Origin of the sequence: Cystobacter fuscus, assembly GCF_002305875.1 — a bacterium.
Lineage (GTDB): Bacteria > Myxococcota > Myxococcia > Myxococcales > Myxococcaceae > Cystobacter > Cystobacter fuscus_A.
In genome coordinates this window covers 4,672,598-4,698,247 of record NZ_CP022098.1, presented here as the reverse complement: position 1 = coordinate 4,698,247, position 25,650 = coordinate 4,672,598, and the positions used below count along the sequence as shown (strand labels likewise).

At 67.3% G+C, this 25,650-nt stretch carries 21 protein-coding genes; 12 read left to right on the top strand and 9 right to left on the bottom strand.

Annotated features, from left to right (window positions below; genetic code table 11):
• Positions 1-2: 2 nt before the first annotated feature.
• Both CYFUS_RS19365 and CYFUS_RS19360 read right to left on the bottom strand, forming a co-directional pair.
• Complete coding sequence (locus tag CYFUS_RS19365) at positions 3-1,814, bottom strand: AAA family ATPase (protein ID WP_095986570.1); 1,812 nt, start codon at positions 1,812-1,814, stop codon at positions 3-5.
• A 126-nt stretch (positions 1,815-1,940) separates the two neighbouring features.
• A complete protein-coding gene (locus CYFUS_RS19360) occupies positions 1,941-4,184 on the bottom strand; it encodes a DUF1565 domain-containing protein (protein WP_157758530.1) in 2,244 nt (747 codons plus the stop codon).
• Between the two features lie 333 nt (positions 4,185-4,517).
• Between CYFUS_RS19360 and CYFUS_RS19355 the strand changes: the two genes are divergently transcribed.
• The 3 genes from CYFUS_RS19355 (at position 4,518) to CYFUS_RS19345 (ending at position 7,719) form a co-directional block, all read left to right on the top strand.
• Positions 4,518-4,733 (top strand): hypothetical protein, encoded by a 216-nt coding sequence (locus CYFUS_RS19355; protein ID WP_095986568.1) that lies wholly within the window; start codon positions 4,518-4,520, stop codon positions 4,731-4,733.
• 499 nt (positions 4,734-5,232) lie between these two features.
• The gene (locus CYFUS_RS19350; RefSeq protein WP_232537656.1) at positions 5,233-6,447 is read left to right on the top strand and encodes an AHH domain-containing protein; all 1,215 of its coding nucleotides are present in this window, start codon (positions 5,233-5,235) and stop codon (positions 6,445-6,447) included.
• Between the two features lie 48 nt (positions 6,448-6,495).
• Positions 6,496-7,719 (top strand): imm11 family protein, encoded by a 1,224-nt coding sequence (locus CYFUS_RS19345; protein ID WP_232537655.1) that lies wholly within the window; start codon positions 6,496-6,498, stop codon positions 7,717-7,719.
• A 103-nt stretch (positions 7,720-7,822) separates the two neighbouring features.
• Here CYFUS_RS19345 and CYFUS_RS19340 read toward each other — a convergent pair whose 3' ends face one another.
• Positions 7,823-8,215: a RidA family protein gene (locus tag CYFUS_RS19340; protein ID WP_095986565.1), complete on the bottom strand. Its 393-nt coding sequence runs from the start codon at positions 8,213-8,215 to the stop codon at positions 7,823-7,825.
• A 322-nt stretch (positions 8,216-8,537) separates the two neighbouring features.
• Here CYFUS_RS19340 and CYFUS_RS50705 point away from each other — a divergent pair, with 322 nt between their 5' ends.
• The 5 genes from CYFUS_RS50705 to CYFUS_RS19320 all read left to right on the top strand — a co-directional run bounded on the left by CYFUS_RS50705 (position 8,538) and on the right by CYFUS_RS19320 (position 10,530).
• A complete protein-coding gene (locus tag CYFUS_RS50705; RefSeq protein WP_157758529.1) occupies positions 8,538-8,792 on the top strand; it encodes a hypothetical protein in 255 nt (84 codons plus the stop codon).
• Between the two features lie 68 nt (positions 8,793-8,860).
• Positions 8,861-9,100 (top strand): hypothetical protein, encoded by a 240-nt coding sequence (locus tag CYFUS_RS19335; protein ID WP_095986564.1) that lies wholly within the window; start codon positions 8,861-8,863, stop codon positions 9,098-9,100.
• Between the two features lie 104 nt (positions 9,101-9,204).
• Positions 9,205-9,435: a hypothetical protein gene (locus CYFUS_RS19330; RefSeq protein WP_095986563.1), complete on the top strand. Its 231-nt coding sequence runs from the start codon at positions 9,205-9,207 to the stop codon at positions 9,433-9,435.
• Between the two features lie 43 nt (positions 9,436-9,478).
• On the top strand, positions 9,479-9,733 hold the full coding sequence (locus tag CYFUS_RS19325; RefSeq protein WP_095986562.1) for a hypothetical protein: 255 nt from the start codon (positions 9,479-9,481) through the stop codon (positions 9,731-9,733).
• 194 nt (positions 9,734-9,927) lie between these two features.
• Positions 9,928-10,530 (top strand): Uma2 family endonuclease, encoded by a 603-nt coding sequence (locus CYFUS_RS19320; RefSeq protein WP_095986561.1) that lies wholly within the window; start codon positions 9,928-9,930, stop codon positions 10,528-10,530.
• A gap of 34 nt (positions 10,531-10,564) precedes the next feature.
• Here CYFUS_RS19320 and CYFUS_RS54335 read toward each other — a convergent pair whose 3' ends face one another.
• Both CYFUS_RS54335 and CYFUS_RS54330 read right to left on the bottom strand, forming a co-directional pair.
• Positions 10,565-10,840 carry a hypothetical protein gene (locus tag CYFUS_RS54335; protein ID WP_198316632.1) on the bottom strand — a complete coding sequence of 92 codons (276 nt, stop codon included), beginning with the start codon at positions 10,838-10,840 and terminating at the stop codon, positions 10,565-10,567.
• A complete protein-coding gene (locus CYFUS_RS54330) occupies positions 10,825-11,265 on the bottom strand; it encodes a hypothetical protein (protein ID WP_198316631.1) in 441 nt (146 codons plus the stop codon). Before CYFUS_RS54330 ends, CYFUS_RS54335 begins: the two co-directional genes overlap by 16 nt.
• A 121-nt stretch (positions 11,266-11,386) precedes the next feature.
• Between CYFUS_RS54330 and CYFUS_RS19310 the strand changes: the two genes are divergently transcribed.
• From CYFUS_RS19310 to CYFUS_RS19300, 4 genes are all read left to right on the top strand, one after another.
• Entirely contained in the window at positions 11,387-12,400 is a 1,014-nt protein-coding gene (locus CYFUS_RS19310) for a DUF2169 family type VI secretion system accessory protein (RefSeq protein ID WP_095986560.1), read from the top strand.
• 1,033 nt (positions 12,401-13,433) lie between these two features.
• Positions 13,434-14,480, top strand: coding sequence for a DUF4150 domain-containing protein (locus tag CYFUS_RS19305; RefSeq protein WP_095986559.1), 1,047 nt, complete (start codon positions 13,434-13,436; stop codon positions 14,478-14,480).
• Positions 14,477-15,217, top strand: coding sequence for an SMI1/KNR4 family protein (locus CYFUS_RS50700; RefSeq protein ID WP_157758528.1), 741 nt, complete (start codon positions 14,477-14,479; stop codon positions 15,215-15,217). Before CYFUS_RS19305 ends, CYFUS_RS50700 begins: the two co-directional genes overlap by 4 nt.
• 24 nt (positions 15,218-15,241) lie before the next feature.
• Entirely contained in the window at positions 15,242-16,507 is a 1,266-nt protein-coding gene (locus tag CYFUS_RS19300) for a HEAT repeat domain-containing protein (RefSeq protein ID WP_095986558.1), read from the top strand.
• A gap of 24 nt (positions 16,508-16,531) precedes the next feature.
• Here the strand turns inward: CYFUS_RS19300 and CYFUS_RS19295 are convergent, their stop codons facing one another.
• Genes CYFUS_RS19295 through CYFUS_RS19280 form a run of 4 tightly spaced genes read right to left on the bottom strand, consistent with a single transcriptional unit; the run spans position 16,532 to position 25,647 of the window.
• Complete coding sequence (locus CYFUS_RS19295; protein WP_095986557.1) at positions 16,532-18,748, bottom strand: SpoIID/LytB domain-containing protein; 2,217 nt, start codon at positions 18,746-18,748, stop codon at positions 16,532-16,534.
• A gap of 7 nt (positions 18,749-18,755) precedes the next feature.
• Positions 18,756-23,465: an MG2 domain-containing protein gene (locus CYFUS_RS19290; RefSeq protein WP_095986556.1), complete on the bottom strand. Its 4,710-nt coding sequence runs from the start codon at positions 23,463-23,465 to the stop codon at positions 18,756-18,758.
• Positions 23,462-25,078 carry a hypothetical protein gene (locus tag CYFUS_RS19285; protein WP_095986555.1) on the bottom strand — a complete coding sequence of 539 codons (1,617 nt, stop codon included), beginning with the start codon at positions 25,076-25,078 and terminating at the stop codon, positions 23,462-23,464. The genes CYFUS_RS19290 and CYFUS_RS19285 overlap by 4 nt, the downstream gene beginning before the upstream one ends.
• On the bottom strand, positions 25,075-25,647 hold the full coding sequence (locus tag CYFUS_RS19280; RefSeq protein WP_095986554.1) for a DUF1175 family protein: 573 nt from the start codon (positions 25,645-25,647) through the stop codon (positions 25,075-25,077). Before CYFUS_RS19280 ends, CYFUS_RS19285 begins: the two co-directional genes overlap by 4 nt.
• Positions 25,648-25,650: the final 3 nt, after the last annotated feature.

Sequence of the window (25,650 nt, the reverse complement as noted above, 5' to 3'; positions counted from 1 at the left end):
CTTCATGGGACTGGCCCGGCGCGACCCAGGCGCGTGGCGAGCAGCGTGTGCACGGAGGCGGGCAGCCCGCTCAGCACCGCCTCGCCCACCAGGTTGTGGCTGAACCACGCGCCGCGCACCAGGGCCGCCTCCTCCAGCTCCCGCCAGGCCTCCACCAGCCGCGCCACGGGCACCTCCAACACCTCGGCCGCCAGCTCGAGGCCGACATCGGCGCGGGCCACCGCCAACACCTGCGCCAGCCGGAGTGCCTCGGAGGACAGACCCTCCAGACGCGTCTGGATGATGTAGCGGGCCCGGCCCGGAGGCGGCAGTCCCTCGGGAAACCGTCCCCCGAGGCTGTTGGACTCGATGAGATGGCGGGCCGTTTCCACGATGAACAGGGGATTGCCACCGGTGTAGCGGGAGATGTCCTCGGCCATCTGCTCCAACCGGGGCTCGTTCATGCCACGCAGCAGGGTGCGCACCTCCGGCAGCGCCAGGGGCTCGAGCTGGATGAGCTCCGCGAGTCCCGCCTCCACCTGCATGTGGATCCGCTCGCCCTTCCAGAGGGTCTCGTCCGTGCGCTCGCCGAGGAGGATCCACGGAAAGCGCCGGGCCAGCATGTCCTCCTCGAGCTGGGCGAGGAGATAGAAGCTGAGCTCACTGCTGCCGCTGTCGGAGTACTGGGCATCGTCGAAGACGAGGACGTCCAGTTCCCTGAGCGCCTGGCGCGCCATGTGGAGCACGGCGGCGAACAAGCGGGCCGTCTCCTCCGGAGTACCCGGCGGGGGCAGGGGCTCGGGACCCAGCTCTGGCACCAGGCGAGACAGCTCACGACGGACCCAGGGCTCCAGCACCAGCCCCGGGTTGTGCCGCAGGAGGGTGCGCACCCCCCGGGCATGCGTGGAGAAGGGCACGTTGATGTCACCCGGGCGCGACGTCAGCAGCAGCGAGCGGCCCCGCGAGCGGGCGAAGTCCCCGATGAGCCGGGACTTGCCCACGCCCGCGGGGCCCAGGACGAAGGTGGGCCGGCGCGCCGCATGGGCCGCCTCCAGCTTCGCCCACTCTCGCTCTCGGCCCGCCAGCACGGGGGGATGCACCACGGTGAGCGGAAGCACCTTGCGCTCCGAGCCCACCGAGGGTTGCTCCGAGGGCTGTCGCTCCAGCTCGCCCGCCAGCCGGCTCGTCTCCGCCGAGGGCCGGATGCCCAGCTCGCGCGCCAGCACCTCCTCGCACTGGCGCCAGACGCGCAGCGCGGCGTCGCGGTTGCCCATTCGATGATGCAGCCGCATGAGGTGGCGGAACGTCTCCTCGGAGGTGGGCTCCAACGCGAGCATCCGCTGGGCGGCTTCCAGGGCCAGGTTCAGCCGCCCTTCCCGCTCCTCCAGCCACAGCTGCTCTTCCAAGGCCTTGCGTTGCAGACCCGTCACCCGCGGGCGGGTGGCACGCAGCCAATCCTCCAGCGCCTCGCAGTCGTCGTAATTCAAACCCGCGAGCAGCTCGTCTCCCGGACTCTCGAGCCACGAGAGCTGGCCACGCACGAGCTCGCGCACGTCCACCCGGAGATCATCGCGCAGCCGCACCGTCTTGCGGCCCTCCACACCGGCTTCACCCAGCAGCTCGCCCAGGCGACGCAACAATTGGGACAGGTTGTTGCGCGCGGTGGCCTCGCGTGACTCCGGCCAGAGCAGACCCGCGAGCGTCCCCCGCGCCGTCTCTCCCTCCAGCGCCAGGTAGGCCAGGAATGCCGCGGTCTTCCGCTCCAGCGGCCTCGATTTGTGGCGCTCCTCCAGAATCCGGGCACCACCCAGAAGCTCGATACGCGTCTCGCCCAAGCGGCGCGAGTGTAGACGCGCGCCCCTGGCAAGTCACAGCCTTCCCGTGGCCGATCGACACACCGGGGCCCGCCCTGCTTCGGGACGGACCCCGGAGGTCGCGGCATCTGTCGTACGTGGACTCTTCTACTTCAGGCCGATGGTGCCCGTGGACAGCCCGTACTCACTGGCCCCCATGTCCGGCGCGGAGCCAAAGAAAGGCAGCCCCACGTTCAAGCCACGGTCCACCACGTTCGCGCTCGCGCTCGCGGCATCGAAGTAGGGAAAGGGCATGGCCCCCGAGCGCACGAGCTGAGCGATCCCCACGAGATTGCCCGCCTGGGAGGTGCTGGTGGGCAGGGCCGTGGGCGCGTTCCTCGACAGGTTGTGCGAGAAGGCCACGCTCGTGGGCGCCGTCGCGTTGTTCCCCTCCGTGTACACGAACATCTTCATCGCGCCACTGGTCTCGAAGATGTTGTCACGGATCTCGATGGCACCGCTGCCCTGGGAGCTGGGCCGACGGAACTCGAACAACGCCGGCGTGGCCGTGCTGATCACCGTGTTGTTGTAGAACTTGAAGTCGTTGACTGCGGTGGTGAAGACGAACATGGAGGGGCCGGCCGACGCCAGGTTGAACACGTTGTGGTTCACCCGGATGTTCTTGAGGACGGTGCCCTGGGTCGAGGCCTTGCCCTCGTTGTACTCGCCCATCGTGTTCCAGGGGTTGGTATTGCCCGTCATGTCGAAGTAGTTGTGCTCGAGGATGATGTTGCTGTTGGCCAGCTCCACGAAGCCCGCCTTGGCCACCTTGAAGCGGTTGTGGTGGACGTGGAAGCTGTAGGGAGACTGGTCGATGGGGGCGTTGAACTCGAGCGACATCGCGGCGTTGAAATCACAGTGGGCGATCTCCACCCCGTCGGCGCCGATGTTCCAGAACTCGAAGCCGATGTTGGCGGCCCGGTAGTTGTCCCAGGGCGCGCTGTCCTTGCCGCGCTGGATGATGTTCAACAACTTGGAGCCACGGATCTCATCCTGCTTTCGCGCGGTGTCCTCCCAGGAGCGCATGGCCTTGAAGGCATAACCCGAGCCCGTGTGGTAGGTCTCGGGCCTCGATGCGGTGGTGTAATGCTCGATCCGGCCGTTCTGGATGAGGGCCCCTTCATGGGTGCCGCGCAGGGTGATGTTGCCCCAGGACGCGCTCGTGTTCTCGAGCGAGGACTCGGCGATCTCGAAGTCGGAGATGCGCAGGTTCTTCACCCCCGCGTAGCCCTCGCTCGAGCTGTAGATGCCCGCCCACGAGTAGTTCTTGATCTTCACGTGGTGGATGTTCACGCCGTTGCGGTTGATGATCTTGATGCCCGAGGAGCCCAGGTTCTGGCCATCCATGGAGAACCCGGAGAGTTCCTGGGAGGAGTCGACCGGGAGGTAGCGGTCGAACGGTCCGTACGTCGCGCCCTCGTGAACGAAGGCGGGAATCTTCTCCCCCGAGGGATCCAGCACCTTGGACTCCAGCTGGATGAGGCCGTGACCATTCCAATCGAACTGACCGCCACGGATGAGGGTGGCGTCCGCGCCCGCGCCGATGAGGTTGACCTTCTCCTTGAGTTGGATCTGCCGCGTCTCGTCGAACGTGCCCGCGCCCACCTGGATGGTGTGGCCCGCGTTGGCGGGCGCCACGTCCGCGGCCCTGGCGATGGTCCGATAGGGTTTGGCCTGGGTGCCATCGCCCGTCGAGTCATTGCCATTCAGGGCCACGTAGTAGACGCGGCCGCCCGACGACGGGGGCGGAGTGCTGGTTCCCAGCGTGAAGAGAGCCAGGCCCATCAGGTGCGGATCCCCCGACCGGGCGCTCAAATCCAGATTGAGCGTGCCGTCGGACACCTGCACCGTGTAGGGACCGTATTTCTTCCACTCCCCCTTCGCCAGGGTGCCCACGCCCTGAGCCACCGTCTGTCCTTCCAGGGAGACGTCGAGCGAGCGGTAGTTCGTCTGATGGTTCTCGAGGATGTAGAGATAGACACCGTAGCTGGCCGAGGGCACGGTCTGGGCGATCTTCAGGGTGCCGCCCTGCCAGATGGCGCTGTTGAGCATCACGCCCGTCGTGGCGTCCGTCGCCGGGCTCGGGCTCAGACTCGACTGGGCTTCCGAATAGCCAGAGGGAATGCTCAGGCCCTGGGCCTTCGCCTCGGCGAAGGAGAGGAATGGCCGGCCCTCGATGGTGACCGCGCTCCCCGCGAAGTTGATCGCCTTGTAGAAGGTCTCGCTCTCGGCGAGGGCTCGAAATTGCTCGGAGGTGTCTGGGCTGGCCGGCGTGCCCACCGGCGCGGAAGTGGAGGGATCGCAAGCGGACAAGGTGCTGGCGAGGAACACCAGCGCGGCGGTTCTCTTCATGGGGAGCATCCTTTCGGGGCCACTCGGGGGAAGGGCCATTCACGCGATCAGGAACAGATTACCGGCTTCACTTCGATTCCCGCTCTAGCAGGAGATGCGTGACTGCAAGATGACAGCGGGAGAGAGGGTACATGACAACAGCGTGACCCGGCGCGGATGGGCCGGTCATCATCTCAACTTTCGAGAAAGGATTCATTTCCCGAGAACGTGAACTCCAAATGATGAGAAAAAACAACAGGACGAGCGATTCCCTCTCCTTGACGACTCATGGATTTCAGGTCCAAAGTACGAACACGGACTTACCGTACAAAACCAACAATCAGGAGATTCGACATGATGAAGTCAGTGAAGGTGGGCCTTTTCGGGCTGGCGATGAGCGTGATCGGCGCCGTGGCATTTCCTGCTCAAAACGCCCATGCCCAGAGTGATTTGAGTTCAGACGGGAAAAGCCCTATCTGCATAGCACGCTACACGGCTTGCCTTGCTGGCGCGAATGGCAACGCGGCAGTGATCGCCGCGTGCCAGGTGCAGTACGCGCTCTGCAATTAAGGCTGAATTCCAGCTCCCGAGCGGGTTGAGTTCATCCCGCTCGGGAAGCCCGGCCTGGAGTGCCGCTCGGGCGCGGGCTGTTTTGTCACCGGCAATCACAATCCAGACGTGACGACCCTCCACGAGCCGCGCGCCAAAACGCGGAGCGCAACACCTCGCGCGGCTCGTTGTCCGTCATGAGCGCGCGGGCCGGTGCCCTCTGCTATTGGGGGCACCTGTCCAATGGGGAACGCCGGAAGGCGCTCCCCTCCTGGTGAAGCAAGATCCCGGCGTAGAATGGGACACGTCACGAGGGTTGCTCGCGACGGGCATGCTGGCGCTGTAGTTCCGGAGCGACGGCGTTTGGCCACGTTGCCTCCGGAGGTGCGCAGTGTCCATCCGTCTTGCTGGCTCGCGCCCATCTGGCGCATGGCTGCGCCCCTTGCTAGCCGGCTGGCTTCTCCTCGCTCTCTTTCTCCAGTCCGCCTGCGCCACGGGTTCCCCACGTGGCGGCCTCCTCGTGGGCTACCGCTCCCATCCGCTCACGCCCCCGCCAGCCCCCAAGCAGGACGTCACCCTCACGCCGAGCAGCGACTTCGCGTCCGTCCAGGTTTCGGACGCGCAGTTTCACCAGGCCTTCACCCAGCTCGTTCTGGAGGTTCCCCTGCGGGTGGCCCCCCGCCCCACCAAGGCGTTGGCGGGCCGCCTGGTGCTGGCCTCCTGGCCACCCAATGGCGCGGGGGACTCCAGTGTCGAAGGTGGCTATGCCCGCCTGTGCGAACGGCGTGGATCTCCGGGGGACTGCTTCTGGCTGCTGGGGGAGGGCCCCCACGACACCACCCTCAGCCACCGGGACAGGTTCGCGCTGGCCCTCGGCCTCTCCCTCACCCCTGCGGTGGAGGCCGCCTCGGGTGTCCTGCGGGACTTCTCCGCAACGGCCATGACGACGCTGCTCACCGGCCTGTCCCTCTATCTCGTGACACTCATGGCGCCGGAACCCATCTCCAAGGGCCTCGCCCTGGCGATGACCCTGTTCCTCTGGGGCTACCTGGGTAGCGAGCTCTGGGGATTGATTTCCGCCACGAAGGACCTCTGGGAAGAGGTGGAGGTCGCTCGCTCGTTCCACGAGCTGCGCGACGCGAGCGAGCGGTATGCCCAGGTGCTCGGACCCAACACCCTGCGTGTCCTCATCATCCTGACGACCTGGAAGGCAGGCGCCAAGGGGAAGGAGGCCATGACAGGGAGTGGGCTGCCGGGTTTCCCCCTGGCCGTGCAGAACACGGCCACGGCGGGCCGCATCCGCCTGCCCGTGGCGGCTTCCGATGCAACGTCGGTGTCGGTGGCGGAAGGCAAGCTCGTGCTCACGCTCCCCGCGGGCTCGGGTGCCATCCTCTTCATGCAGGAGGAGGAGGGCCCCGTTCACCACATCGCTACCGTGGAGAACGAGAAGTCTCCCGCGCGTGGCGGGCCTTGGACGCCGAAGCTCAAGGAATTCTTCGACAAGGCCGGCATGTCCATGGAAGACCCGGCCAACAAGATCCCCATCCCGGGACACAAGGGCCCTCATCCCGAGGAGTACCATCAGGAGGTCTTTCAACGGCTTGGGAAGGCAGTCAAGCGCTGCGAGACTACGGATCAGTGTCGGACGGCTCTCACCCGGGAATTGAAGCGGCTGGCTACGGAACTCAAGGAGGCAGGTTCCAAGCTCAACAAGCTCGTCACCCGAACCGATTGAGGTTAGGAGAGCCGTATGTCGAAGAGGTATTTCGCGCTGGACGAAGACATGAGCAGCCCGGAGCGTTGGGTGCTCCACGACACCTTGGATGCCCACGGGAAGAAGGTGGGACCGCGGCTGTACCTCAACGAGACCCCCATTCGTTTCGACGGTCACCTGCGAGTTCCCATCCTCCACCCAGGCAGCCCATTGGATTACTCGTTGGCGGACGCTGGGGATTTTCCCGTGGTCACCGAAAAGGTCGCCAGCACTCTGGCCGAATTGGCTCCTGGCGACGTCCAGTTCTACACCGCCGATGTGGACACGCGGCCAGAGCCGTATTTCCTCGTCAATGTCGCGCGCATGGTGAGGTGCATCGATGAGGCCGCCTCAGAGGAAGTGCGCTACGGGGAACCCGAAGACAACTTGCCCGACGCGCTTGGATATTATCTGTCCGTTTACGGCATGCGGATTGACTCGTCCAAAGTGGGCGATGCCAGGATCTTCCGGCCCTGGGGCTATCCAGCCGCTCTTCTCGTTGCCGAGGAAGTGAAGGACGCCCTCGAGCGCACCGGCGCCACGGGGCTGAAGTTCACGGAAGTCACCGGGCCCAGTCCCATCAGCGACGAGGAGCGTGCTTACAAACGGAGGTGCCGTGAGCTTCTGGAGCCCCCTCCTGCCGCCCGACGCGCAGCCTGGAAGTCGCTCGGCGCACTTGATGAACTGGCCGTTGCTCCCGGGGCCATTTGCTACGAATGGCCAGGACACCGGCAGGATTGGGGCATCATCCATCGGGAGGCAGGGCGCCTGCTCCTCGTCTCCGAGGGCCTCTCGGACCCCTTCATCTCCCGCCTGGAGCCCTCCGTTGGCTTTGGCTTGGAGCTCGCCCTGGAGACGGAGCCGACCGAGCTGCCCCTCGACGCCATTGAGCAGAGCTGGCCCTACATCCTGCTGGAGCGAGTCTCCAGGGAGGTGGTGGCCCACGAGCACGTGCGTGAGAGGGCCAAGGCGGGCCTCCTCGCGCTGGAGGTGGCGGGGACAGACATGCCCGCGACCCTCGTTTCCTCGGGGGGTCGCGTGGGTGTGCTGCTTGGCCAGGAGTCGCGCTCACTGCCCAGACTGTTTCCCACCCCCTTCGGCGACGTGCGGCTCGTCACCGTCAAGGCCCTGCTGCCCGCGGAACTGGAATACGTGTCGAAGCAGGGCGCGGAGGGCCTGGACGAACTGGCGCGGCGCTTCGCGCGAACCGGGGAGGAACATGTCTCACGCGCCAGGCGGCGCGCGGTGGTTTAGCTCGCACCTCCGGAAGCACATTCACCAGACGCCATGGGCGGCGAGCCGCCCTCACATCCGCGCGGGCGATTCGGGGCTCTGGCGCGGGCCCGCGGGCCAGAGCTCAGGGCACGTACGCGATGCAGTCAATCTCCACGTGCAGGCCCGGCTCGGGCAGAGCAGACACCTGCACGGTAGTGCGCGCGGGCCGATGCCCGGCGAAGACACGCTCGTAGACGGCGTTCATCCGGGGGAACTCCTTCATGTCCACGAGGAAGACGCCGCAGCGCAGGACGTGCTGTAGGGAGGAGCCTCCCGCCACGAGAATGCGCTCCAGGTTGCGCAGCACCTGCTCCGTCTGCGCCTCGATACCCGCGGCCTGCTGGCCGGTGGCTGGCTCGGTGGCGCCCTGCCCGGAGATGAAGAGCAGCCGGTCCAATTGCATGCCGGGGGAATAGGGACCGGCGGGCTTGGGCAGGTTTGGGGAAACGATGGGTTGGTGCTTCGGTGACGTCATGGGACTCCTCCTCGGATTGGCGGTACCGGGAGACAGACTCGCACGGCACACTCGCGCGGGGAGAAGCACCCGGGACGATGCGTACTTTATCGGAAACTGGAGTATGGACTCCAGATAATGAGAAATCACGAACAGCCTGGGTGTATAAATCCAGTTTGACAAGTCGCAACGTTCCCGTCATAAAGTTGAATACGTGAAGCGCTGAAGATTCCCGACATCCAAGAAATCTTGGACAGGAGGAAGACAGCACCTTCCATTCCTGACGGTCCGAGTGGGGTCGGGTTTCTCCCTGCCAAACACAACCAGGAAAAGGAGTTGAACCATGATGAAGGCATTGAAGGCGGGGCTTTTCGGACTGGCGATGGGCGCGCTCGGTGCCGTGGCCCTTCCCGCGCAGGAAGCCGCGGCGCAGAGTGCGGGCACACCGGCCACACCGGCCCAGCAGTATGGCTGCTGCTCGTACTGCAACCCGGCGTTTCAGCGATGCTTGAACAGCGCGGGCACCAGCCCGATGATGATCGCCGCCTGTGGGGTGACTCGCACCTCTTGCGAGAGCACCTGTAACCGTACCTGCTGATCGCGTTCCCGGCTCCAGGCAAACCATTCAGCAAGACCTGAAGAGAATCGCTTCCCAGGAGATTCAACATGATGAAGGCATTGAAGGCGGGACTTTTCGGATTGGCGATGGGCGCGATCGGCGCCGTGGCGCTTCCCACGCAAGTGGCCGAGGCGCAGACGACCCCGGCGCAGCCGCCACTCACCTGCTGCTCGTATTGCAACCCCAACTATGTGAGCTGCATGGCCAGGTCCACCGGCATGCTCGGTGACACCGTCTGTTTGATGCAGCGCAGTTCTTGCGAGAGCACCTGCAAGCCGGGTTGCTGACGCGCGTCGCAGTCAGAGGCAGAGGCAGGTAAGCGGACCTCACACCAATGTTTGTCTTCGCGGACAGGATCCACTGTCCCAAGAAATCAACAAGGAGATGAGTCATGATGAAGGCATTGAAAGTGGGACTTCTCGGGCTGGCCCTGGGCGCGTTGGGTGCCGTGGCCTTTCCCACGCAAGAGGCCGAGGCCCAGACACCGAATACCGTCTGCTGCTCGCTGTGCAACCCCAGATACCAGGCCTGCCTGAACAGCGCTGGCAACAACTCGTCGGCAATCTCTTCCTGTGTGCGGGACCGCAGCTATTGCGAGAGCGTCTGTCTCCGCACCTGCTGAGTCCCCGTCTGGACATCCCCACACCTCGACAAGGAATTGGACCATGATGAAGACATTGAAGATGGGGTTTTTCGGACTTGCCCTGGGCGCGCTGGGCGCCGTGGCCTTCCCCGCGCATGAAGCCGCGGCGCAGAGCACGGGCACACCGGCCACACCGGCCCAGCAGATTGGCTGTTGCTCGTACTGCAACCCGCAGTTCCAGGGGTGCTTCAACAGCGCCGGCTCCGACATGGTGAAGCTCACCACATGCCATTTGCAGCGCAACATTTGCGAGCAGAGCTGCAATCGCACTTGCTGACCATGCCCCGTTCGTCCGCATTTGCTGACGTACCGGCCCATGCGGAAGCTCGGCGTGGGGCACACCTGTCCGATGGGGCACGCCGTGACGGCGTTCCCCTCCTTTAGAAGTCAGACCCCGGCGTAGAATGGGAGAAGTCACATGGTGAGCCCGCTTCGGGCAAGCCACGGGCTCACCAGGAGCGGGGGTCGGACATGAAGAAGAGCAGGCGCGCGGCGACCTATGAGGACATCGAGGCGCTGCCGGTCGGATGGGTGGGGGAAATCCTGGAGGACGAGCTGGTGGCCTCACCGAGGCCCGCCCTGCCCCACGCGCGAGTGGGCCTGGCGCTCAGTGCCCTGTTGGGCATGGCCTTCGATCTGGGACAGCCCGAGACGCGTGGCGGCTGGTGGCTCCTCTACGAGCCGGAGCTTCACCTGGGCGGAAACGTCCTCGTCCCGGATCTTGCCGGGTGGCGCCGCGAGCGGGTGCCAGTTCCCTCTTTCAAGGACGCGCCCTTCGCCACGGTCGCTCCGGACTGGATCTGCGAGATCCTCTCCCCCGCGTCGGTGAGCACTGACCGGGAGCGCAAGCTTCCGCTCTATCACCGCGAGGGCGTGGGACATGTCTGGCTGGTGGATCCGCCCACCCGGACCCTGGAGATCCACCGTCGACGGGCTCGGGGCTGGCGGCTCATCGCCCGTCACACGGGCGACCAGGACGTTTTCGCGGAGCCGTTCGACGCGCTCGCGGTGAGGCTGGGTGCCCTCTGGTGGCCACGGGGCCCGAACGCACGGGGTGAACCGGCGGGAAGGTGATGTCCTGGGAAGAAGGCCCGGTGCGCTCTCCCGCTCACCGGGCGCCGTAGGCGGCCTCCAGGAGTTGTTCCTGGGGGGCCCCGCTCGCCTTCGCGGCCTCGACGTCGAGCCCCTCGCCATGTCCCTGGAAGGTGACGCGCGCGTCCTCGAAGGCAGCGCTCCGGGGACACGCGGGCAACTTCAGCGTGGAGCGCAATACCTCGCAGGGCAGGGACCCGGGCGCGTCGAACACCGCTCCCCCCTCGCTCCTCGTGCGCAGGTAGTGCACGCGTCCCTCGGCGAAGCGCACCGCCGTCACGCCCCGGCCCAACAGCGACTCCACCTGCGCGCGTGGGCGCGCCGCTCGTTGTGCGCCACCACCCGCGCCAGCGCCACCCTCGCCTCCCCCTTCAACGCCGCGTCCTCCGCCGTCACCACCCCGGCCGTGTATTGCAACCGCGTGGTGCGGAAGACATACGCCGAGCCCTTCCTCGCCTTGAGCGCCGTGGGGCTCGTGGGCACTCCCGCCGGAGGCGCGTAGGGCGGCGGCGGCGACCAGGTGAGCACCCCCGCGTAATCACGGCCCGCGGGCAGCTCGGGAAAGCGCACCCGCCAGGGGCTGCCCAGGCACACCGCTCCGCCCTTCTTCACCCACGGCTCCAGCTTCGTGAAGTCTCCCGACACCGCCCGCGGCGTGCCGTCCTCCAGCACGAAGCCCGCCCCCGGACACCGCGCCTCGACAGAGTCCGGGGACACCAGCCCCAGCCTTCCCCTCCCAGTCCAGGAAGTAGCCGTTGCACGAGTCGCCCAGGTCCCTGTTTTGATGTAGAAACGAGCCTTGAATGTGGTCTCGGTGCATCCATATGGGGGGCGATTGATGACTCAGCATCTACGGAACCAAAGTCGATTTGCCGCAACCGACGCACTGCTATTGGACAAGGAAGGACGCGAGTTGCTGGTAGTGTGTGTGGCGGGGCGATTCGTCTTGCCACCTCCGGGACACCCAACCATCGAGCCACTGAGACTGAGCGAGGATCAGTACCCGCCACCTCAAGTGGATGAGTACTGGGGTGAGCCTCATCTATCAAGTCTGCGCCAAGAGGGGCAATTGGTATACGCGCGACCAGGAACGGACATGTACGTCACTGGGCACGCCTGGGCTCCACAGGGGAAGCCAACAAAGGAGGGCGTGGTTGGATTGAGAGTGGGATCCTGTCGCAAAGTGGCCCGTGTGTTCGGCCCGCGGGTGTGGCAGCAGGGGCTTCTGGGGGTGAAGCCCTCCGCGCCGCAAGCCTATGAGCGAATGCCCTTGCGCTGGGAGAGGAGCGTGGGAGGAGCAAGTGAGCCGCGCAACCCTGTGGGGTGTGGCTTGTATGCATCGGCGAAGGAAGCCGTGGATAGGCCACTGCCCAACGTGGAGGACGTGGAGCGATTGCTAGAAAGCCCCACGCAAAAGTTGGCGCCAGTGGGCTTCGGCCCGGTGGCCCGGCACTGGGAGCCACGGCGCGGGTATGCAGGCACGTATGACGTACAATGGGTGGAGCGGCGCGCACCGTTGTGGCCCAAGGACTTCGACGAGCGGTTCTTCCAGGCGGCTGCTCCGGGATTGAATGTGGCGAGTGGGCTGAAGGGGGGCGAGGAGGTGGTACTGGAGGGATTCTCCCCGGACGGGCGACTGGAATTTTTGCTGCCATACTCGCAGTTGGCGCTGGAGAACCGATTGGGGAGACGGATCGTACGGCGAGAGTTCGTACTGGATGGCGTGCATCTAGAGCCGGACGAGGCGGCGGTGACGCTGCTGTGGCGAGCAACGATTCTCTTGCATGGGGAACTAGCGGCGTACAGCGAGAGCGTCATTCAAGAGGCATTTCCGAGAAAGGAATTGCAGTGAGGGACTACCGGGATGCAGTGGCCGTAGTCGCACTCGGGGCATGCACGCCAATAGGGCTGACAGCACAGGTGACCCATGCGGAGCGGGCCGCGGGCACAACGGGCTTCGTTTGTACGGAGGTGAGGGATGACAGACGTGGGCGAATACGAGCGAGCCGCTTGCCTCTGCTCAAGGAAGACAGGACACGCACGCAACGCATGGTGGCATTGGGGGTAACGGCGCTTGAGGAGTGCTTGGCCGAGGTAAAACAATGGGGTGTGCAACGGTTGCCACTCATACTCGGGCTGCCGGAGCAAATGCATGGGGCCCCCTGGGAGCAAGAGGAATTGAAGGAGGCGCTGGAGCAGCAAATGGCGGCGGTGCGGTTGGAGTGGGAGCCCGGAGAGTGGCGAGAGGGCCGAGCGGGCCTCTTCCCAGCGTTGGCGCGAGCAAGAGAACTTCTGAGACGACAGCGATCGCCCTGGGTGCTGGTGGGAGGAGTTGACTGCCTCAGTGATCGGGCATCGCTGCGGCGGTTGGTGGAGTCGGGGCGATGTTTGACGGAGGAGCGGCGCGCAGGAGTGCTGCCAGGCGAGGGGGCTGGTTTTGTACTGCTGGCGAACGCGGAGACGGTCAGGCAACAACGGCTCGTAGTAAAGGGCTGGATCGTAGCGGAGTCCAGTGCGCGAGAAGAGCGGCACTTCCGGCAGGGAGAACCCAACCAGTCAGACGGGTTGACAGCAGTTTTTCATCAGCTGAGGTATCATCCACTGGTAAGAGGCCAACGGGTAGATCGTGTGCTTTCATGCCAAACAGGGGAAAGTTACTGGGCAAAAGAGTTCGCACTGGCGTACTTGCGCAATGCCGAGCTATTCCCCGAACCATTGATGATTGAGGATGTGGCCCAGGGGCTGGGTGAAGTGGGGGCGGCAGCTGGGGCGCTCCAGGTGGGATATGGGTTGTATGTGCTGAGAAAACTGGGTGGCCGGAGGGCACTGGTGTACGGCAGCTCAGATGGAGGATGCGTGGGGGCATGCGTGCTGGCGGTGCAGCCATGAAGACGTATGTGAACGGACGTTCGGTGCTGCATCAGGGCGATGGTAATCAGCAGACGGCGGCGGCACCGGATGTGTGTAAAACCCCCTCGCCTGGTGGGCCAGTGCCAGTGCCTTACCCGAATATTGCCAAGGACAGTGATTTGGCTGAGGGAAGCACGAGTGTAGAGGTAAATGGGTACCCGGTAGCACTCAAGGGCTCATACTTAAGCACCAGTTCTGGAGACGAGGCTGGGACGGCAGGCGGAGGGCTGATTTCATCGAAAACACAGGGGAAAATCATCTTCCTCACAGCGAGCCTGGACGTGTTGGTGGAAGGACAGGGGGTTGTACGCTTCCTGGATACATTTTTAGCGAATGCCAACACCCCAAACACGGTGGGAACTGTGTATGGGGATCCTCAGCGCGTGGAGGGCAAAGCCGAAGAACTGATATGCCAAGCATGTGGCCAGCCATTCTCACAGCATGAGCCAGGGCTCCCTGCAACAGAGGATGTTCAGAAAGAAATGAGGCTCCTTGTCAGAAGACATCATGGAGAGTTCAAACAAGAGGTCGAGGAGAGGGAGGGGTACGGCTTTATGCTGGGGGTACTGAAATGCAGGACCAAAAACGGGAAAACGATAACCATCAACTCCATGTCGGGCGCAATTAACTCCGTGCCCAGGAACTTCCCCGTGGGAAACGGAATGGATGGAGCCAAGCTGAATCAAATACTGAAGAAGCAGGCTGATCGTCTCGCCAACAAAAGAAACAACCCAATCCGAATGGATCGACTAAAAGGCAAAGACTCCAGCTCCAACGAACCAGGTGGCTGTGCCGCTCCCAAGCTATTGCTTTACGCCATGGAGCAGGGATGGGAACCTCTCGAAATGGTCGAGCAGTGGTTTGGACCGCCCAAGGGCGACAAAGAGCATGGCCAGAATTACGAACCATGTCAGACCTGCCGAAACTTACTGCCCGTGCTCTTGTGCGAGGCCAGACAGAGAGCGAAGAGCGAGCCGATTGAACCGAGAACGTGGCCAGCCAATGAGATGGAGCCATCATGACCAGCGGAATCCAGGGAGTTGTGCAGTTCATTCTTGAGCGATGGCCCGCCTCTCGAACACCGCTGCGCGGGGCATCAAAGGATGAAATCCATCGATTGGAAGAGGTTCAAGGACGCACACTGCCAGAGGCCTACAAGACTTTCCTGACGCATGTTGGCCACGGGAGTGACGGCCTGGCCTGGGAGCACATCGACTTCAGACCAAGTGCAATCGAACGATTCGTGACACGCTCCCGGCGTTTGAGCTTAGTGCCCCGGAGGTACATTCTTGTTGGGAGAGATTTGACTGAGTCGGAGCTAGAATATTTTCTCGACCTGGGCGTGGATTCCGGCAATGGGCCTCCAGCCGTCCGCGTGCCTGTCATCAACCTCGAGGACAAACTAGAACCAGAGAGCGAGAGAATACATCCAGACGCAACAAGCTTGGCGGAAATGCTTTTTCGTGAGGCCTACCATGATCTGCGAGTGGAGCCCATGCAACATATGTCTCTGCACTCTGATGTAAGAGGGGAGAATCCGCCCAAGGAACGTGCCGAGCAAGTACTGACAGAACTAGGTCTGATACGACATCCCCTCTCTGGGCCCTGGGTCCAGGGCTATGAATCCGATGAAGGGGTCATCGAAGTACGATGGCTCAAGGGAGAAGGGCTTCAGCTCATTGCCGCCTCGGACCACGAAGAGTGGATATCGAAAGTGGGCAAGGAACTACGCAGTCGCCTACCTGTTGTATTGATTTGATCGGACATTCAAAGGAGCTATCCAATGCGCTCGCACTCTCTGCTTGACCACCCAGAAGCCGAAGCATTTCAGCGCGGCTTGGGAGAGAACCATCTCTCAGAACTGGAGTTCCTGCTGGCGCAGCGGCTCCGCTACCTGCACGACCCGGAGGTGCCCTGGTCTCGTTTAGGACAATTGGAAGCACGTGCTCTGGCTCATGCCGAAGCCCTGCATGCCGCCAGCAAAACGGGGCTGGCTCAGACGCGAGCGCTACTTACCGAGGATGATGCGAACCGAGTACGCGCCTCCGCCTATACCTTGACCCTGCACGGAACTGAAGACATGGACGAGGTCTTTCAAGCCATGGACAAGGCTCCCGAGGAGCTACTCCCTGCTTGGTTTGAAGCCCTGGCCCTGGTTTCCCACACTGAAGTCGCGCCCGGCCTCTGTCGCCTACTGAGTTCGTCCCGTTCGCAGGTACGCGCCTCCGCCGCCCACTGGCTGGGTTGGAGACGCGAAGGAGAAGCAGAGTGCCTGTTGCCCTTACTGGAGGATCCTCAACCTGTCGTACGCTCCGCCACCGCACTCGCGCTGGCGCGATTACGCTACCAGCATGCATTGAAAACCATTGAGACCCAGTCACGCAGGGTGCCCCCTGGCGAGGCGGTAGATTTGTTGCCTGCTGCCCTTCTCATGGGCTCCTCGGACGCACTACAGCAGGTGCGTCGCCTTTGTGTCGCCGACAACCCGCCCCCCGCTCTACTTCATCTACTAGCACTCGCGGGGGATGAGTGCGATGTGGCGCGGATTCAACGTTGTGTCGTGAATCCCGGCCTCGCCATCTCAGCCCTCCATGCAATGGGCGTACTCGGCGTCCCAGCCACTGTACCCATGCTGCTTGAGCAGTTGGAGGCAGCGGAGACGAAAACACGTCTAGCGGCAGATGAAGCCTTGAGCCTCATGACAGGGGCGCGCTTGCCGCACCAGCTACACCTGCACAGAGAACTCGATGAGGGCGAGAACCGCTCAACATGGGTGGAGACTCCTGTCACCGAGCCCAAAGCCTGGCGGCGTTGGTGGGAGGATAATCGTGCACGCTTCGGCCAAGCGCCTCGCTGGCGCCGGGGCCAGCCGTTTAGTGTGGTCGCCTGTCTTGCCGAACTCAAGGAGCCCCTCAGCCCGCTGAGAGTACGCACGCGCGCAGCCAGAGAACTCGCCTTGCACACTCGCCAATCCATTGACTTCGAGCCCGATTGGCCAGTGCTCCGCCAGCAGCAGGCTCTGAACCATTGGCAGAAAATGTTTGAATAGGGGCAGATGGTGGCGGCCATCCCCTCACCGGGCGCCGTACGCGGCCTCCAGGAGTTGTTCCTGTGGGGCCCCGCTCGCCTTCGCGGCCTCGACGTCGAGCCCCTCGCCATGTCCCTGGCCCTGTCCCTGGAAGGTGACGCGCGCGTCCTCGAAGGCGGCGCTCCGGGGGCACGCGGGCAATTTCAGCGTGGAGCGCAGCACCTCACAGGGCAGGGATTCGGGCGCGTCGAACACCGCTCCGCCCTCGTTCCTCGTGCGCAGGTAGTGCACGCGCCCCTCGGCGAAGCGCACCGCCGTCACGCCCCGGCCCAACAGCGACTCCACCTGCGCGCGCGGACGCGTCTGCGTCCAGGGCTCCTGTCCTCCCTTGGAGAAGGTCAGCCACTCGCGCCAGCGCAGCGCCGGCAACCGCAGGGCCCGCGCGTCCTCGGGCGCGATGCGCACGGTGCCCTGGAAGGACTGGCAATGCGTCGTATCGCAGAGGGGCCGGCCCGGATGGCGCTCGTCCGCGTGCCGCTCGTTGTGCGCCACCACCCGCGCCAGCGCCACCCTCGCCTCCCCCTTCAACGCCGCGTCCTCCGCCGTCACCACTCCGGCCGTGTATTGCAGCCGCGTGGTGCGGAAGACATACGCCGAGCCCTTCCTCGCCTTGAGCGCCGTGGGGCTCGTGGGCACTCCCGCCGGAGGCGCGTAGGGCGGCGGCGGCGACCAGGTGAGCACCCCCGCGTAATCACGGCCCGCGGGCAGCTCGGGAAAGCGCACCCGCCAGGGGCTGCCCAGGCACACCGCTCCGCCCTTCTTCACCCACGGCTCCAGCTTCGTGAAGTCTCCCGACACCGCCCGCGGCGTGCCGTCCTCCAGCACGAAGCCCGCCCCCAGGCACCGCGCCTCGACAGAGTCCGGGGACACCAGCCCCAGCACCTGCACCCGCGCCGCCTCCAGCCCCGCGTGCTGGCTCCTCACCCGCGCCAGCAGTCGGGGCACCTCGTCCGCGAAGGCCCGCGGCATCTTCCCCGGCCTCGCCACCACCGCCACCAGGTCCGCGTCCACCGCGACAATCCACCCGAGCACCGGCCGGCTCTCCTCGTCCCGCACCGTCCCCGTCTTCGTCGCCACGCCCGCGTAGTCCCTCGACGCGGGCAGCTCCGACAGCGTCCCTCGCGCCGCGTTGTCCGCGAGCCACGTCAGCACGTCCGGCCGCGCCTCCGCCAGCAACCGGTACGCCTGCGCCAGCCCCCACGGAGACAGGCTCAGCGTCGCGCGCAAGCCGATGGCGTCCGCCATGTCCAGCGGCTCGCTCGACAGGCCCACCGCCGACAGCACCGCCCCCCAGGCCCCGAAGGCCCTCGGCGCGCTCCCCTTCCCCTCCCAGTCCAGGAAGTAGCCGTTGCACGAGCGCAACAGCGCCGTCCTCACGTCCATCCGCTCCGGCATCCGCTCGCCGCACATCCACTCCGCCACCTCCGCCCGGGGCGCGAGCACCGGAGGCGCCGCCGTGCTCCCCGCCACCACGAAGGGCTTGAGCGTCGAGCCATAGGGCATGGCCGTGCGGAACGCCCCCTCGGAGAAGAGCACCTCGCCCGAGTGCCGGCTGAGCACCACCGTGGCCTGGGCGACGCTCCGCTCCGCGTGTCCGGCCAGCTCTCCCACCGACAACGGCACCGTCCAGCGCGTCCCCTCCTGGCACCGCCGCAGCCTCCGCGTCAGCGCCCTCGGAAAGCCCGCGTCCTCGTTCAGCACGCGCGCCAGCGCCCGGCGCGCCCGCGGCGTGTCCACGTCCGGGCTCCGCGCCAGCTCCACCGAGGCGCTCGCCAGCGACTGGTAGGGTGCCTCGCGCCACTCGGCCAGCTCGCCGCTCACCGCCAGCGCGAAGGCCTCGTGGAACAGCCGATCCTCCGCCGACGCCGGACAGGCCCACCAGAGGAGCTGGTGCGCCAGCTCGTGCCGGAGCGCCACGCGCAGCCGCACGTCCAGCACCCCGGCGCTGTCCTGCCGCAGCTCCACCACCCCCGGCCGGCCCTGCCCGTTGCGCGAGGGTAACAGCGTCTCCCCGCGCTTGAGCAGCACGGTGGCCGGTGCCCGGGCGGGTGCGCCTCCCGCCTCGGCCACGTAGCGCGCCTCCAGCGCCCGCCAGGTGGCCTCCGCCTCGGTGCGCAGCGCCGCCTCGGGAGTCACGTCTCCGCGGGTGACGAAGACGGGGGTGGCCGCCAGCACGACGGCCGTGACCGCGGCCCACCCCATCACCGCCTCACCCTCCGCCCGGCCCCACGTCCGTCTGCGAGGCCGCCACCTTCAGCACGTCCGTGCCCGTGCGGCCGCGGATGCTCGTGACGTACATGTCCTCGATGACGGCGGGCGGCGCGGAGAAGGAGCCCACGAACTGCGCCCGCATCACGTAGCCCACCGTGCGCGGACTGTCGCTCCACCACGCCGGCTCCTCGAAGAAGAACGTGGCGCGCTGGGGGCTGAGCGAGCGGCGCTTGAGCGCCTCGGGGGCCAGGGGCAGCTCGTGCGGAGCCGCCCGGTACTCCTTGTCCTCGACGAGCGGCACGAAGCCCGCCGGCACCGCGTCCTCCACCACGTAGTACGCCGAGCGGTTGCGGTTGTCCCCACGCGCGTCCAGCGTCAGCTCCACGTACACCACCTCGCCCTGGTTGAGCGAGGCCCCCGGCTCGAGCCGCACCTTGCCGCTCTCGCGCAGGACGTAATAGGCGCGCGTGAGGCTCATGCCCTCGGCCATGGGCTTCACGTCCGTGAGCGGCGTGGCCGCCGTGCCCCGCAGGCTCGCCACGCCCTGGAAGTCCGCCACCTGCACGCCGCGCGTGCCCGGCTCCAGCACCGCCACCAGCCCCATGCCCCGCGGGCTGAAGCTCACCGGGCTCTTCGTCCCCTTCACCTCGGGCGGCGGCAGCTTGCGGAACTCCTTCGCGTCCCGCTCGACGAGCCACAGCGAGTGCAGCAGCGCCGTGCTTCTATCGAAGGTGGACAGCCCCGGCTCCGACAGCGCCTCCAGCAGCCGCCGGCGCGCCTTGGCCACGTCCAGGTTCCCGAAGGACGCCGCGTGGGCGAGGATCGCCGTGAGGCCCACCCGGCGCAGCGGATAGCGCCACATGGCCTCGCTCGGCGCGGGCAGCTTCGCCAGCGTGACGAAGCCCTCGTTGCTCTGGGCCACCAGCGCGTCGATGCGGCCCTTGAGCGCGGGCTCCTTCATCACTCCCGCCTTCTCCGCCGCCAGCACCGCCAGCGCCAGCGGATAGAGGTCTCCCGGCGGCGCGGCCTCCACCAGCGCGCGCACCCGGGCCGCCTGCCGCTCGCCGTCCATGCGCGCCAGCACCCACGCCCGCGTGGCGTCCCACTCGAAGGGCAGCCCCTCCTGCGCCTCCAGCCAGCGCAGGCTCTCGGTGATGCGCGGCTCGTTGCGATCCACGAGCCCCGCGTCCACCGCGTACGCGAGCCCGTCCAGCGCGATGAGCGTCATGGGCAGGTCCGCCTGGTTGTAGCCGCTGAACCAGGTGAAGCCGCCGCCCTTGACGCCCATGTCCAGGATGCGCGCCGTGCCCTGCACCGCGCGGCTGCGCGCCTCGGCGAGCAGCCCCTGGCTGTCCGTGTCGAGCGACTCCAGCGCGCCCGCCTTCTTGAGCGTCTGGTACAGCGCCACGTTGGGCACCGTGGTGGACACGAGCTGCTCCAGGCACCCATACGGGTAGGTGAGCAGCTCGCGCACGTTGGCGAGCGCCGCGTCCACGAGCGAGGGCTGCAACACCAGCTCCACGCCCTCCACCTTCGCGCTCGGCGCCGCGGGCAGGGACAGCTCGCCGCCGCCCCACTTCGACACCTTCACCGGCTCCTCGAACACCGCCGGGCGCACGTCCAGCACGTGCTTGTCCCTCAGCGGCTCCTTGCCCCCCGTCACCTCCACCGCGAGCTGCGCCAGGCCCGCGCCCTTCGTCTTGAGCTGGAGGGGCAGCACCTGCTCGCCCCCCTTGGCGAGCTGCACCTTGCGCTGGTCCTCGGCGGCATCGAGCACGCCCGAGGCCACGAGCCGCACGTTCAACTGCTGGCTGTCCGGGGACTTCTCCCCCGCCGACAGGCGCACCGACGCGCGCGCCTCGTCTCCCTGGCGGAGGAACTGGGGCAGCGCCGCGTACAGGGCGAGCCCGCCGCGCGTGGCGAACTCCGCCGTGCCCTCGCCGAAGCGGCCCGAGGTGTCCGCCGCCACGCCCGTCACCACCCAGAGCGTCTGGTTGGAGGGCAGCTTGAAGCGTACCGTGGCCCGCCCGTCCCGGTCCGTGACGACCGAGGGGCTCCAGAAGGCCGTGTCGCGCTCCAGGTCCTTGGCCTGTCGCGTGGGCGGCTTGATGGAAGCGAAGGCATGGTCCGGCAGCCCCGAGAGCTTGCGGGCGATGGCCTCGCCGTAGCCGTAGCCCTGGAACTCGGCCGACACGAAGGTGGCCACGTTGTCGCGGCCCGGCGGGTAGAAGAAGTCGAGCACCTGGGGACGGAACTCGCTCTGGATGGCGTAGACAGCCTTGTCCACCACGCCCACGGACACCTGCGACACCACGCCCTCGCCCTCGTGGTTCGTCACCCGGAGGTCGATGATCTGCTCGGTGAGGGGCGTGGCCTCGGCGCGCCGGGGCTGCAACGACACGCGCAGCGTGCGCTCGGCGGGGACGATGCGGAAGCCCACCGTGCGCTCCTCCCAGCCGCCCGCCGCCGTGGGGTACGCCACCGACGCGTACACCGCGCTGCCAAAGCGCTTCTCCACCTCGAATTCGTACACGAGCGTGCGGCCCTTCAGCTCGACGAGCTTCGTGCCGTACACCCCCGCGCCCGTGAGCGTCACCCACACCGGGCCGCCATCCGTGCCGTTGGGGCCCCAGCCCTGGGGCAACAGGCCCACGAGCTGCGCCGTGTCGCCCGGCGACAGCGTGCTCGCGAGCGCCGCCAGGGTCAGCGTGGGCACCTGCGCCACCGGCTCGCTCTCCGCGCCGATGACGAGCAGTTGCTCCTCGCCCGTCCACGTCTCGCCGCCCTTGTCCTTCACCGTGACGCGCGCCAGCACCGCGCCCGCGTCCGGGGTGGGCACCTTCTCACGTGCCGTGCCGTCCGGCCCCGTGGTGAAGCTCCGCTTGCCCAGGCTCTTCTCCTCGCCATCCGCGCGGCGCAGCACGAACTCCACCTCGCCCGGCGTGGTGCCGTAGGGCTTGCCGGACAGCGTGGTGGCGCGCACGCTCAGCACCGCCTCGCCGCCCTTCTTCACCACCGCCGCCGAGTAGCGCGCGCTTCCCAGCACCTCCACCTTGGACAGGAAGAAGGCGGCGCTCGCGTTGGCGAACGTCTGCTGGTCATCCCGCGCGCGCACCGTGAGGGTGTAGCGGTAGGGCAGGCGCTCCTCGCCCGGCTTGAGGGCGGGCACGGGGATTTCAATCACCGCGTTGCCCTCGGCGTCGAACGTCGCGGCGCTCGCCCACGGGTCCTCCTCCACCTCGCGCTGGGCCACCGTGGAGTACAGGCGCTCGGGCACGCTCAGCCTGCCCTCCGTGGTGGAAGCGCTGCCGTACGTCACCGCGCTGCCCTGCCCGCCCATGCCCGCGTCATCCACCCAGGCCGGCGCGTCCAGCAGCGTGCGGTAGAGGAACACCTCGTAGCGCGTCTGCGGAGGCACGGCCCCGTCGTACCGGCGCGCCTGCACCGTGGCCTTGATGGACTGGCCCGGCACCACCTTCTCCGACTCCGGCCGCAGCTCCAGGTAGAAGGTGGGCTTCACGTAGTCCTGCACGCGCGCCTCGCCCTGGTGCGGCTGGCTGTCCAGCTCGGCCGTGACGCGCAGCACGCCGGTGCCCAGGTCCTCGGGCACCTTCACGCCGCCGTTGAAGGCGCCGAACTCGTCCACCCGGGCCTGCGTCTTCACCTCGCGGCCCTCGGCCGACACGAGCTTCACCGCCACGTCGCGGCGGCGGGGCGTGAACAGGCGCGCGAGGTAGCTGTCCGGCTGGCGCACGAGCCCGCGGAAGCGCACCTCGTCACCCGGCTTGTAGATGGGCCGGTCGCTGTAGATGAACACGTCGGGCGCCACCGCGAGCGACGAATAGAAGTCCGTGTCCACGAGCGCCGTGTCCCCGTCGGCCGTGGCGGTGGCGATGATGCGCGGCTCCTGCACGGGCAGCCGCACCTCGCCCTGCGCGTCCGTGGTGCCCGTGGGGCCCTTGCCGTTGGGCAGGTACACCTGCACCTGGGCGCCCACGCGGGGCCGCTGATCCCTCCCCGCCACGCGCACCAGCACCTGGCCATCCGTCTGCTTGAGCTGCACGGTGAGATCCGTGACGACGAGCACCACCTGCCCCTCCACACGGCCCTGGACGAGCTGGAGCAGGTAGGTGCCGGTCGGCAGGGGCGCGAGCGTCACGCGGCGCTCCTGGAAGCCGCTGTCGTAGAACGAGGTGTCGAAGCCCGGCACGCTGAACTCGCGATCCGTGCCGCCCAGGTCCAGGTTCAACCACTGGCTGCGCACCGCGGTGAAGCCGGCGGGCACGCCCACGAGCTTGCGCGCGCCCTCGGCCACGCGGGCCAGCGGCTGGCCCGGAGGCGGAGGAGGCCGCGCGGGCAGACGCGGCGCCACCGCCTCGCGGAAGTCGGTGCCGAGCGCGTTGAGCAGGAAGGTGCCCGGAGAGCGCGTGGCGTTGAGGCCACGGCTGAGCGCGTTGCCCGGATTGGCGAGCGTGGGCGGCGTCTCGTACGCGCGGCGGATGTCGCCCTGCGCGCGGATGAAGGCCTGGAGGTTGTCGGGCTTGAGCACCCGCAGCTCCACGGGCCCCTTGCTCTCGAAGGCCACGTCCACGGCGACCGGCTCGTGGCTGCCGTAGGCCCGGGGGACGGTGATGTAGAGGGGCTTGGCCGCGGCCACTCCGGCGGACACCAGCGCGGCCAGGGCCGCGATGCGAGCGATGGACTTCATGAACCAAACCCTCCCGGCACCAGCCGGTTGCCATCCACCGTGCCGCGCAGGCCGATGTACGGAAGCGTTTCGAGATCCTTGCGCGCGGCCTCGATCTCCGCGGGCACCTTGCGCGCGGGCGGCTTCGCGCCTTCACCGGAGGACAGCTGCGACAGGTAGCCGTCCACCATCAACCCGCCGAGCAACGAGCCCGTGCGCACGCCGAAGGACACCGAGCCCTTCTCGCGCAGCCCCGCCACCACCGGGGGAGCCGCGTGCAGCAGGTTGGGCACCTCCCCCCCACACGCCTTGCGCAGCCGCTCGAGCACGGCGGGGGAGGAGGCCAGCACGTGGTGGCCGCACAGCGTCTCGCGCTCCATCCGGTTGGGTCCGGAGAAGAGCGTGTCGAGCGCCACCGCGTCCTCGGGCCGACCCCAGAGCAGGGCCACCTCGCTGGGCAGGTCCGCATCCCCCCGGGGCGTCCACACCAGCGCCACCTGGCGCGTGCGCACCGCCATGTCCGCGCTCCCTCCCGACCAGAAGGCCTTGAGGCTGGCCGCGTCGAGCAGCTCGGGCAGCTTGAGCTGGAGCGTGAGCAGCACGGGCGTCTCCTCGGGGATGAGCTTGAGCAGCTCGTCGGACAGGGGGGCGCTGTCCAGCCGGGGATCGTCCGCCACCGGGCCAGCGATGCCCCGGCCCACCAGCCGGTTGCCCTCGGCGGCGAACTGGAGGCGGATGCCCTGGGACACGCCCATCACGTGCGTGAGCAGCTGCGCCTCGCGGCCGAGCGCCTCGGGGGAGAAGCCCAGCTCCAGGTCCACCTCCTCGGGTGGCTCCAGGTCCAGGTGGGGCTCGCACAGGCCCTGCAGCACGACGGCCGGGGTCCGGCCGAACACCATCCGGTCATCCGTGCGCGCCGCCCACAGGGACTGCTCGGCCACGAGCCAGCGCGTCAGGGTGAAGCCCTTGCCGGGCACCTCGCCCTGCCCTCCCGGACACGTGTCGGCCGTGAGGACGTCGCGGCGCACCGCCCCGGCCATCCCATCGAAGGCGGCCATGACGGTGTTGCCCGGCTCGGGCACGAGGATGGCGGGCGTGCCGGTGCGGGTGTCACCGGAGAACCACACCACGCGGAAGGGCGCCGAGAGGAGCTGTCCGGCGAGCAGGTCGAACACGGCGCCCTTGAAGCCCAGACCGAGCTCCTCGCTCCGGGTGCCGAGCATCGCGGCCCAGCCACCCACGAAGCCCTGGCCGAGCGGCTTGCGCAGCTGCTCCTGGAGCCACGCGTTGCCCGTGAGCGCCTCGCGCACCTCGCCCGGCGTGTAGACGTCCACCCAGAAGGCGGGGCGCACGGCCTCGGAGGGCACGTCCATCTTCCGGGGTTTGTCGGGCGCGGGCGGCAGCGCCTGCAGGATGCCCGTGCCGCTCGAGGCATCGCCAGAAGACGGGGGGGCGCCGGGGTTGACGGGGGACGACGGGGAGGGGGCACTGCCCCGACCGAGGAAGAAGGCGGCGGCGAACACGCCCGCGAGCACGGCGACGCCAGCCCCCACGAGCAGCGCGCGGGGAGGTCCCTTGCGGCCCGGAGGCGCGGGGGGCGGCGGAGCGCCCGGCGGGGATGAGGGAGGGTTCATCGTGTCCACTCCTTGAAGCGGAAGAAGCCGAGAAAGGCGGTGTTCTGGGATACCGGACGCCACTCCAGGGGCGCCTCGGTGACGAGCGACTGGAGGACGCCGGTGCGCACCGCGGCGCCCGGCTCCCCCGGATGATAGACGACGCGCGTGGGGGCATGCGCCTTGTCCTCGGGGCGCACCACGAGCATCAGGTGGAAGACGGGGCCCGCGTCGCGCTCCAGACGGAAGGCCACCACGTCCCCGGTGCGCAGCGACTCGCGCGTGGCCTCGTCCCGGCCGAGCGGCGTGAAGCTCTGGGCGAGCAGCGTCTCGGCGTCCGCGAAGTCACCAGGCGCTCCCCGGGCATCGCGCCACAGGGGCGTGGCGAGCCGCTCGGGGCGCCAGCGCCGGTAGGCGCTCCGGAAGACGAAGCGCACCAGGCCCGCGCAATCGCGCTGCGCCGGGTGCCACGCGGGGTCCATCTGGCGCACCTGGGCGATCGCCACGCGGGCCACCTCGCGGCGCAGCGGGGCCTCATCGGCGCTGGCGGGCGCGGCGTGGAGCGACAGGAGCAGGAGCAGGGAGAGCATGAC

Excerpts from the sequence above, each read along its gene's own strand:
- CYFUS_RS19320 (WP_095986561.1), top strand. The coding sequence starts at position 9,928 with ATGAAGAAGAGCAGGCGCGCGGCGACCTATGAGGACATCGAGGCGCTG.
- CYFUS_RS19290 (WP_095986556.1), bottom strand. The coding sequence starts at position 23,465 with ATGAAGTCCATCGCTCGCATCGCGGCCCTGGCCGCGCTGGTGTCCGCC.
- CYFUS_RS19285 (WP_095986555.1), bottom strand. The coding sequence starts at position 25,078 with ATGAACCCTCCCTCATCCCCGCCGGGCGCTCCGCCGCCCCCCGCGCCT.
- CYFUS_RS19355 (WP_095986568.1), top strand. The coding sequence starts at position 4,518 with ATGATGAAGTCAGTGAAGGTGGGCCTTTTCGGGCTGGCGATGAGCGTG.
- CYFUS_RS19325 (WP_095986562.1), top strand. The coding sequence starts at position 9,479 with ATGATGAAGACATTGAAGATGGGGTTTTTCGGACTTGCCCTGGGCGCG.
- CYFUS_RS19345 (WP_232537655.1), top strand. The coding sequence starts at position 6,496 with ATGAGCAGCCCGGAGCGTTGGGTGCTCCACGACACCTTGGATGCCCAC.
- CYFUS_RS19300 (WP_095986558.1), top strand. The coding sequence starts at position 15,242 with ATGCGCTCGCACTCTCTGCTTGACCACCCAGAAGCCGAAGCATTTCAG.
- CYFUS_RS19310 (WP_095986560.1), top strand. The coding sequence starts at position 11,387 with ATGACTCAGCATCTACGGAACCAAAGTCGATTTGCCGCAACCGACGCA.
- CYFUS_RS50700 (WP_157758528.1), top strand. The coding sequence starts at position 14,477 with ATGACCAGCGGAATCCAGGGAGTTGTGCAGTTCATTCTTGAGCGATGG.
- CYFUS_RS19280 (WP_095986554.1), bottom strand. The coding sequence starts at position 25,647 with ATGCTCTCCCTGCTCCTGCTCCTGTCGCTCCACGCCGCGCCCGCCAGC.
- CYFUS_RS19335 (WP_095986564.1), top strand. The coding sequence starts at position 8,861 with ATGATGAAGGCATTGAAGGCGGGACTTTTCGGATTGGCGATGGGCGCG.
- CYFUS_RS19305 (WP_095986559.1), top strand. The coding sequence starts at position 13,434 with ATGAAGACGTATGTGAACGGACGTTCGGTGCTGCATCAGGGCGATGGT.
- CYFUS_RS19330 (WP_095986563.1), top strand. The coding sequence starts at position 9,205 with ATGATGAAGGCATTGAAAGTGGGACTTCTCGGGCTGGCCCTGGGCGCG.
- CYFUS_RS19295 (WP_095986557.1), bottom strand. The coding sequence starts at position 18,748 with ATGGGGTGGGCCGCGGTCACGGCCGTCGTGCTGGCGGCCACCCCCGTC.
- CYFUS_RS50705 (WP_157758529.1), top strand. The coding sequence starts at position 8,538 with ATGATGAAGGCATTGAAGGCGGGGCTTTTCGGACTGGCGATGGGCGCG.
- CYFUS_RS19340 (WP_095986565.1), bottom strand. The coding sequence starts at position 8,215 with ATGACGTCACCGAAGCACCAACCCATCGTTTCCCCAAACCTGCCCAAG.
- CYFUS_RS19360 (WP_157758530.1), bottom strand. The coding sequence starts at position 4,184 with ATGAAGAGAACCGCCGCGCTGGTGTTCCTCGCCAGCACCTTGTCCGCT.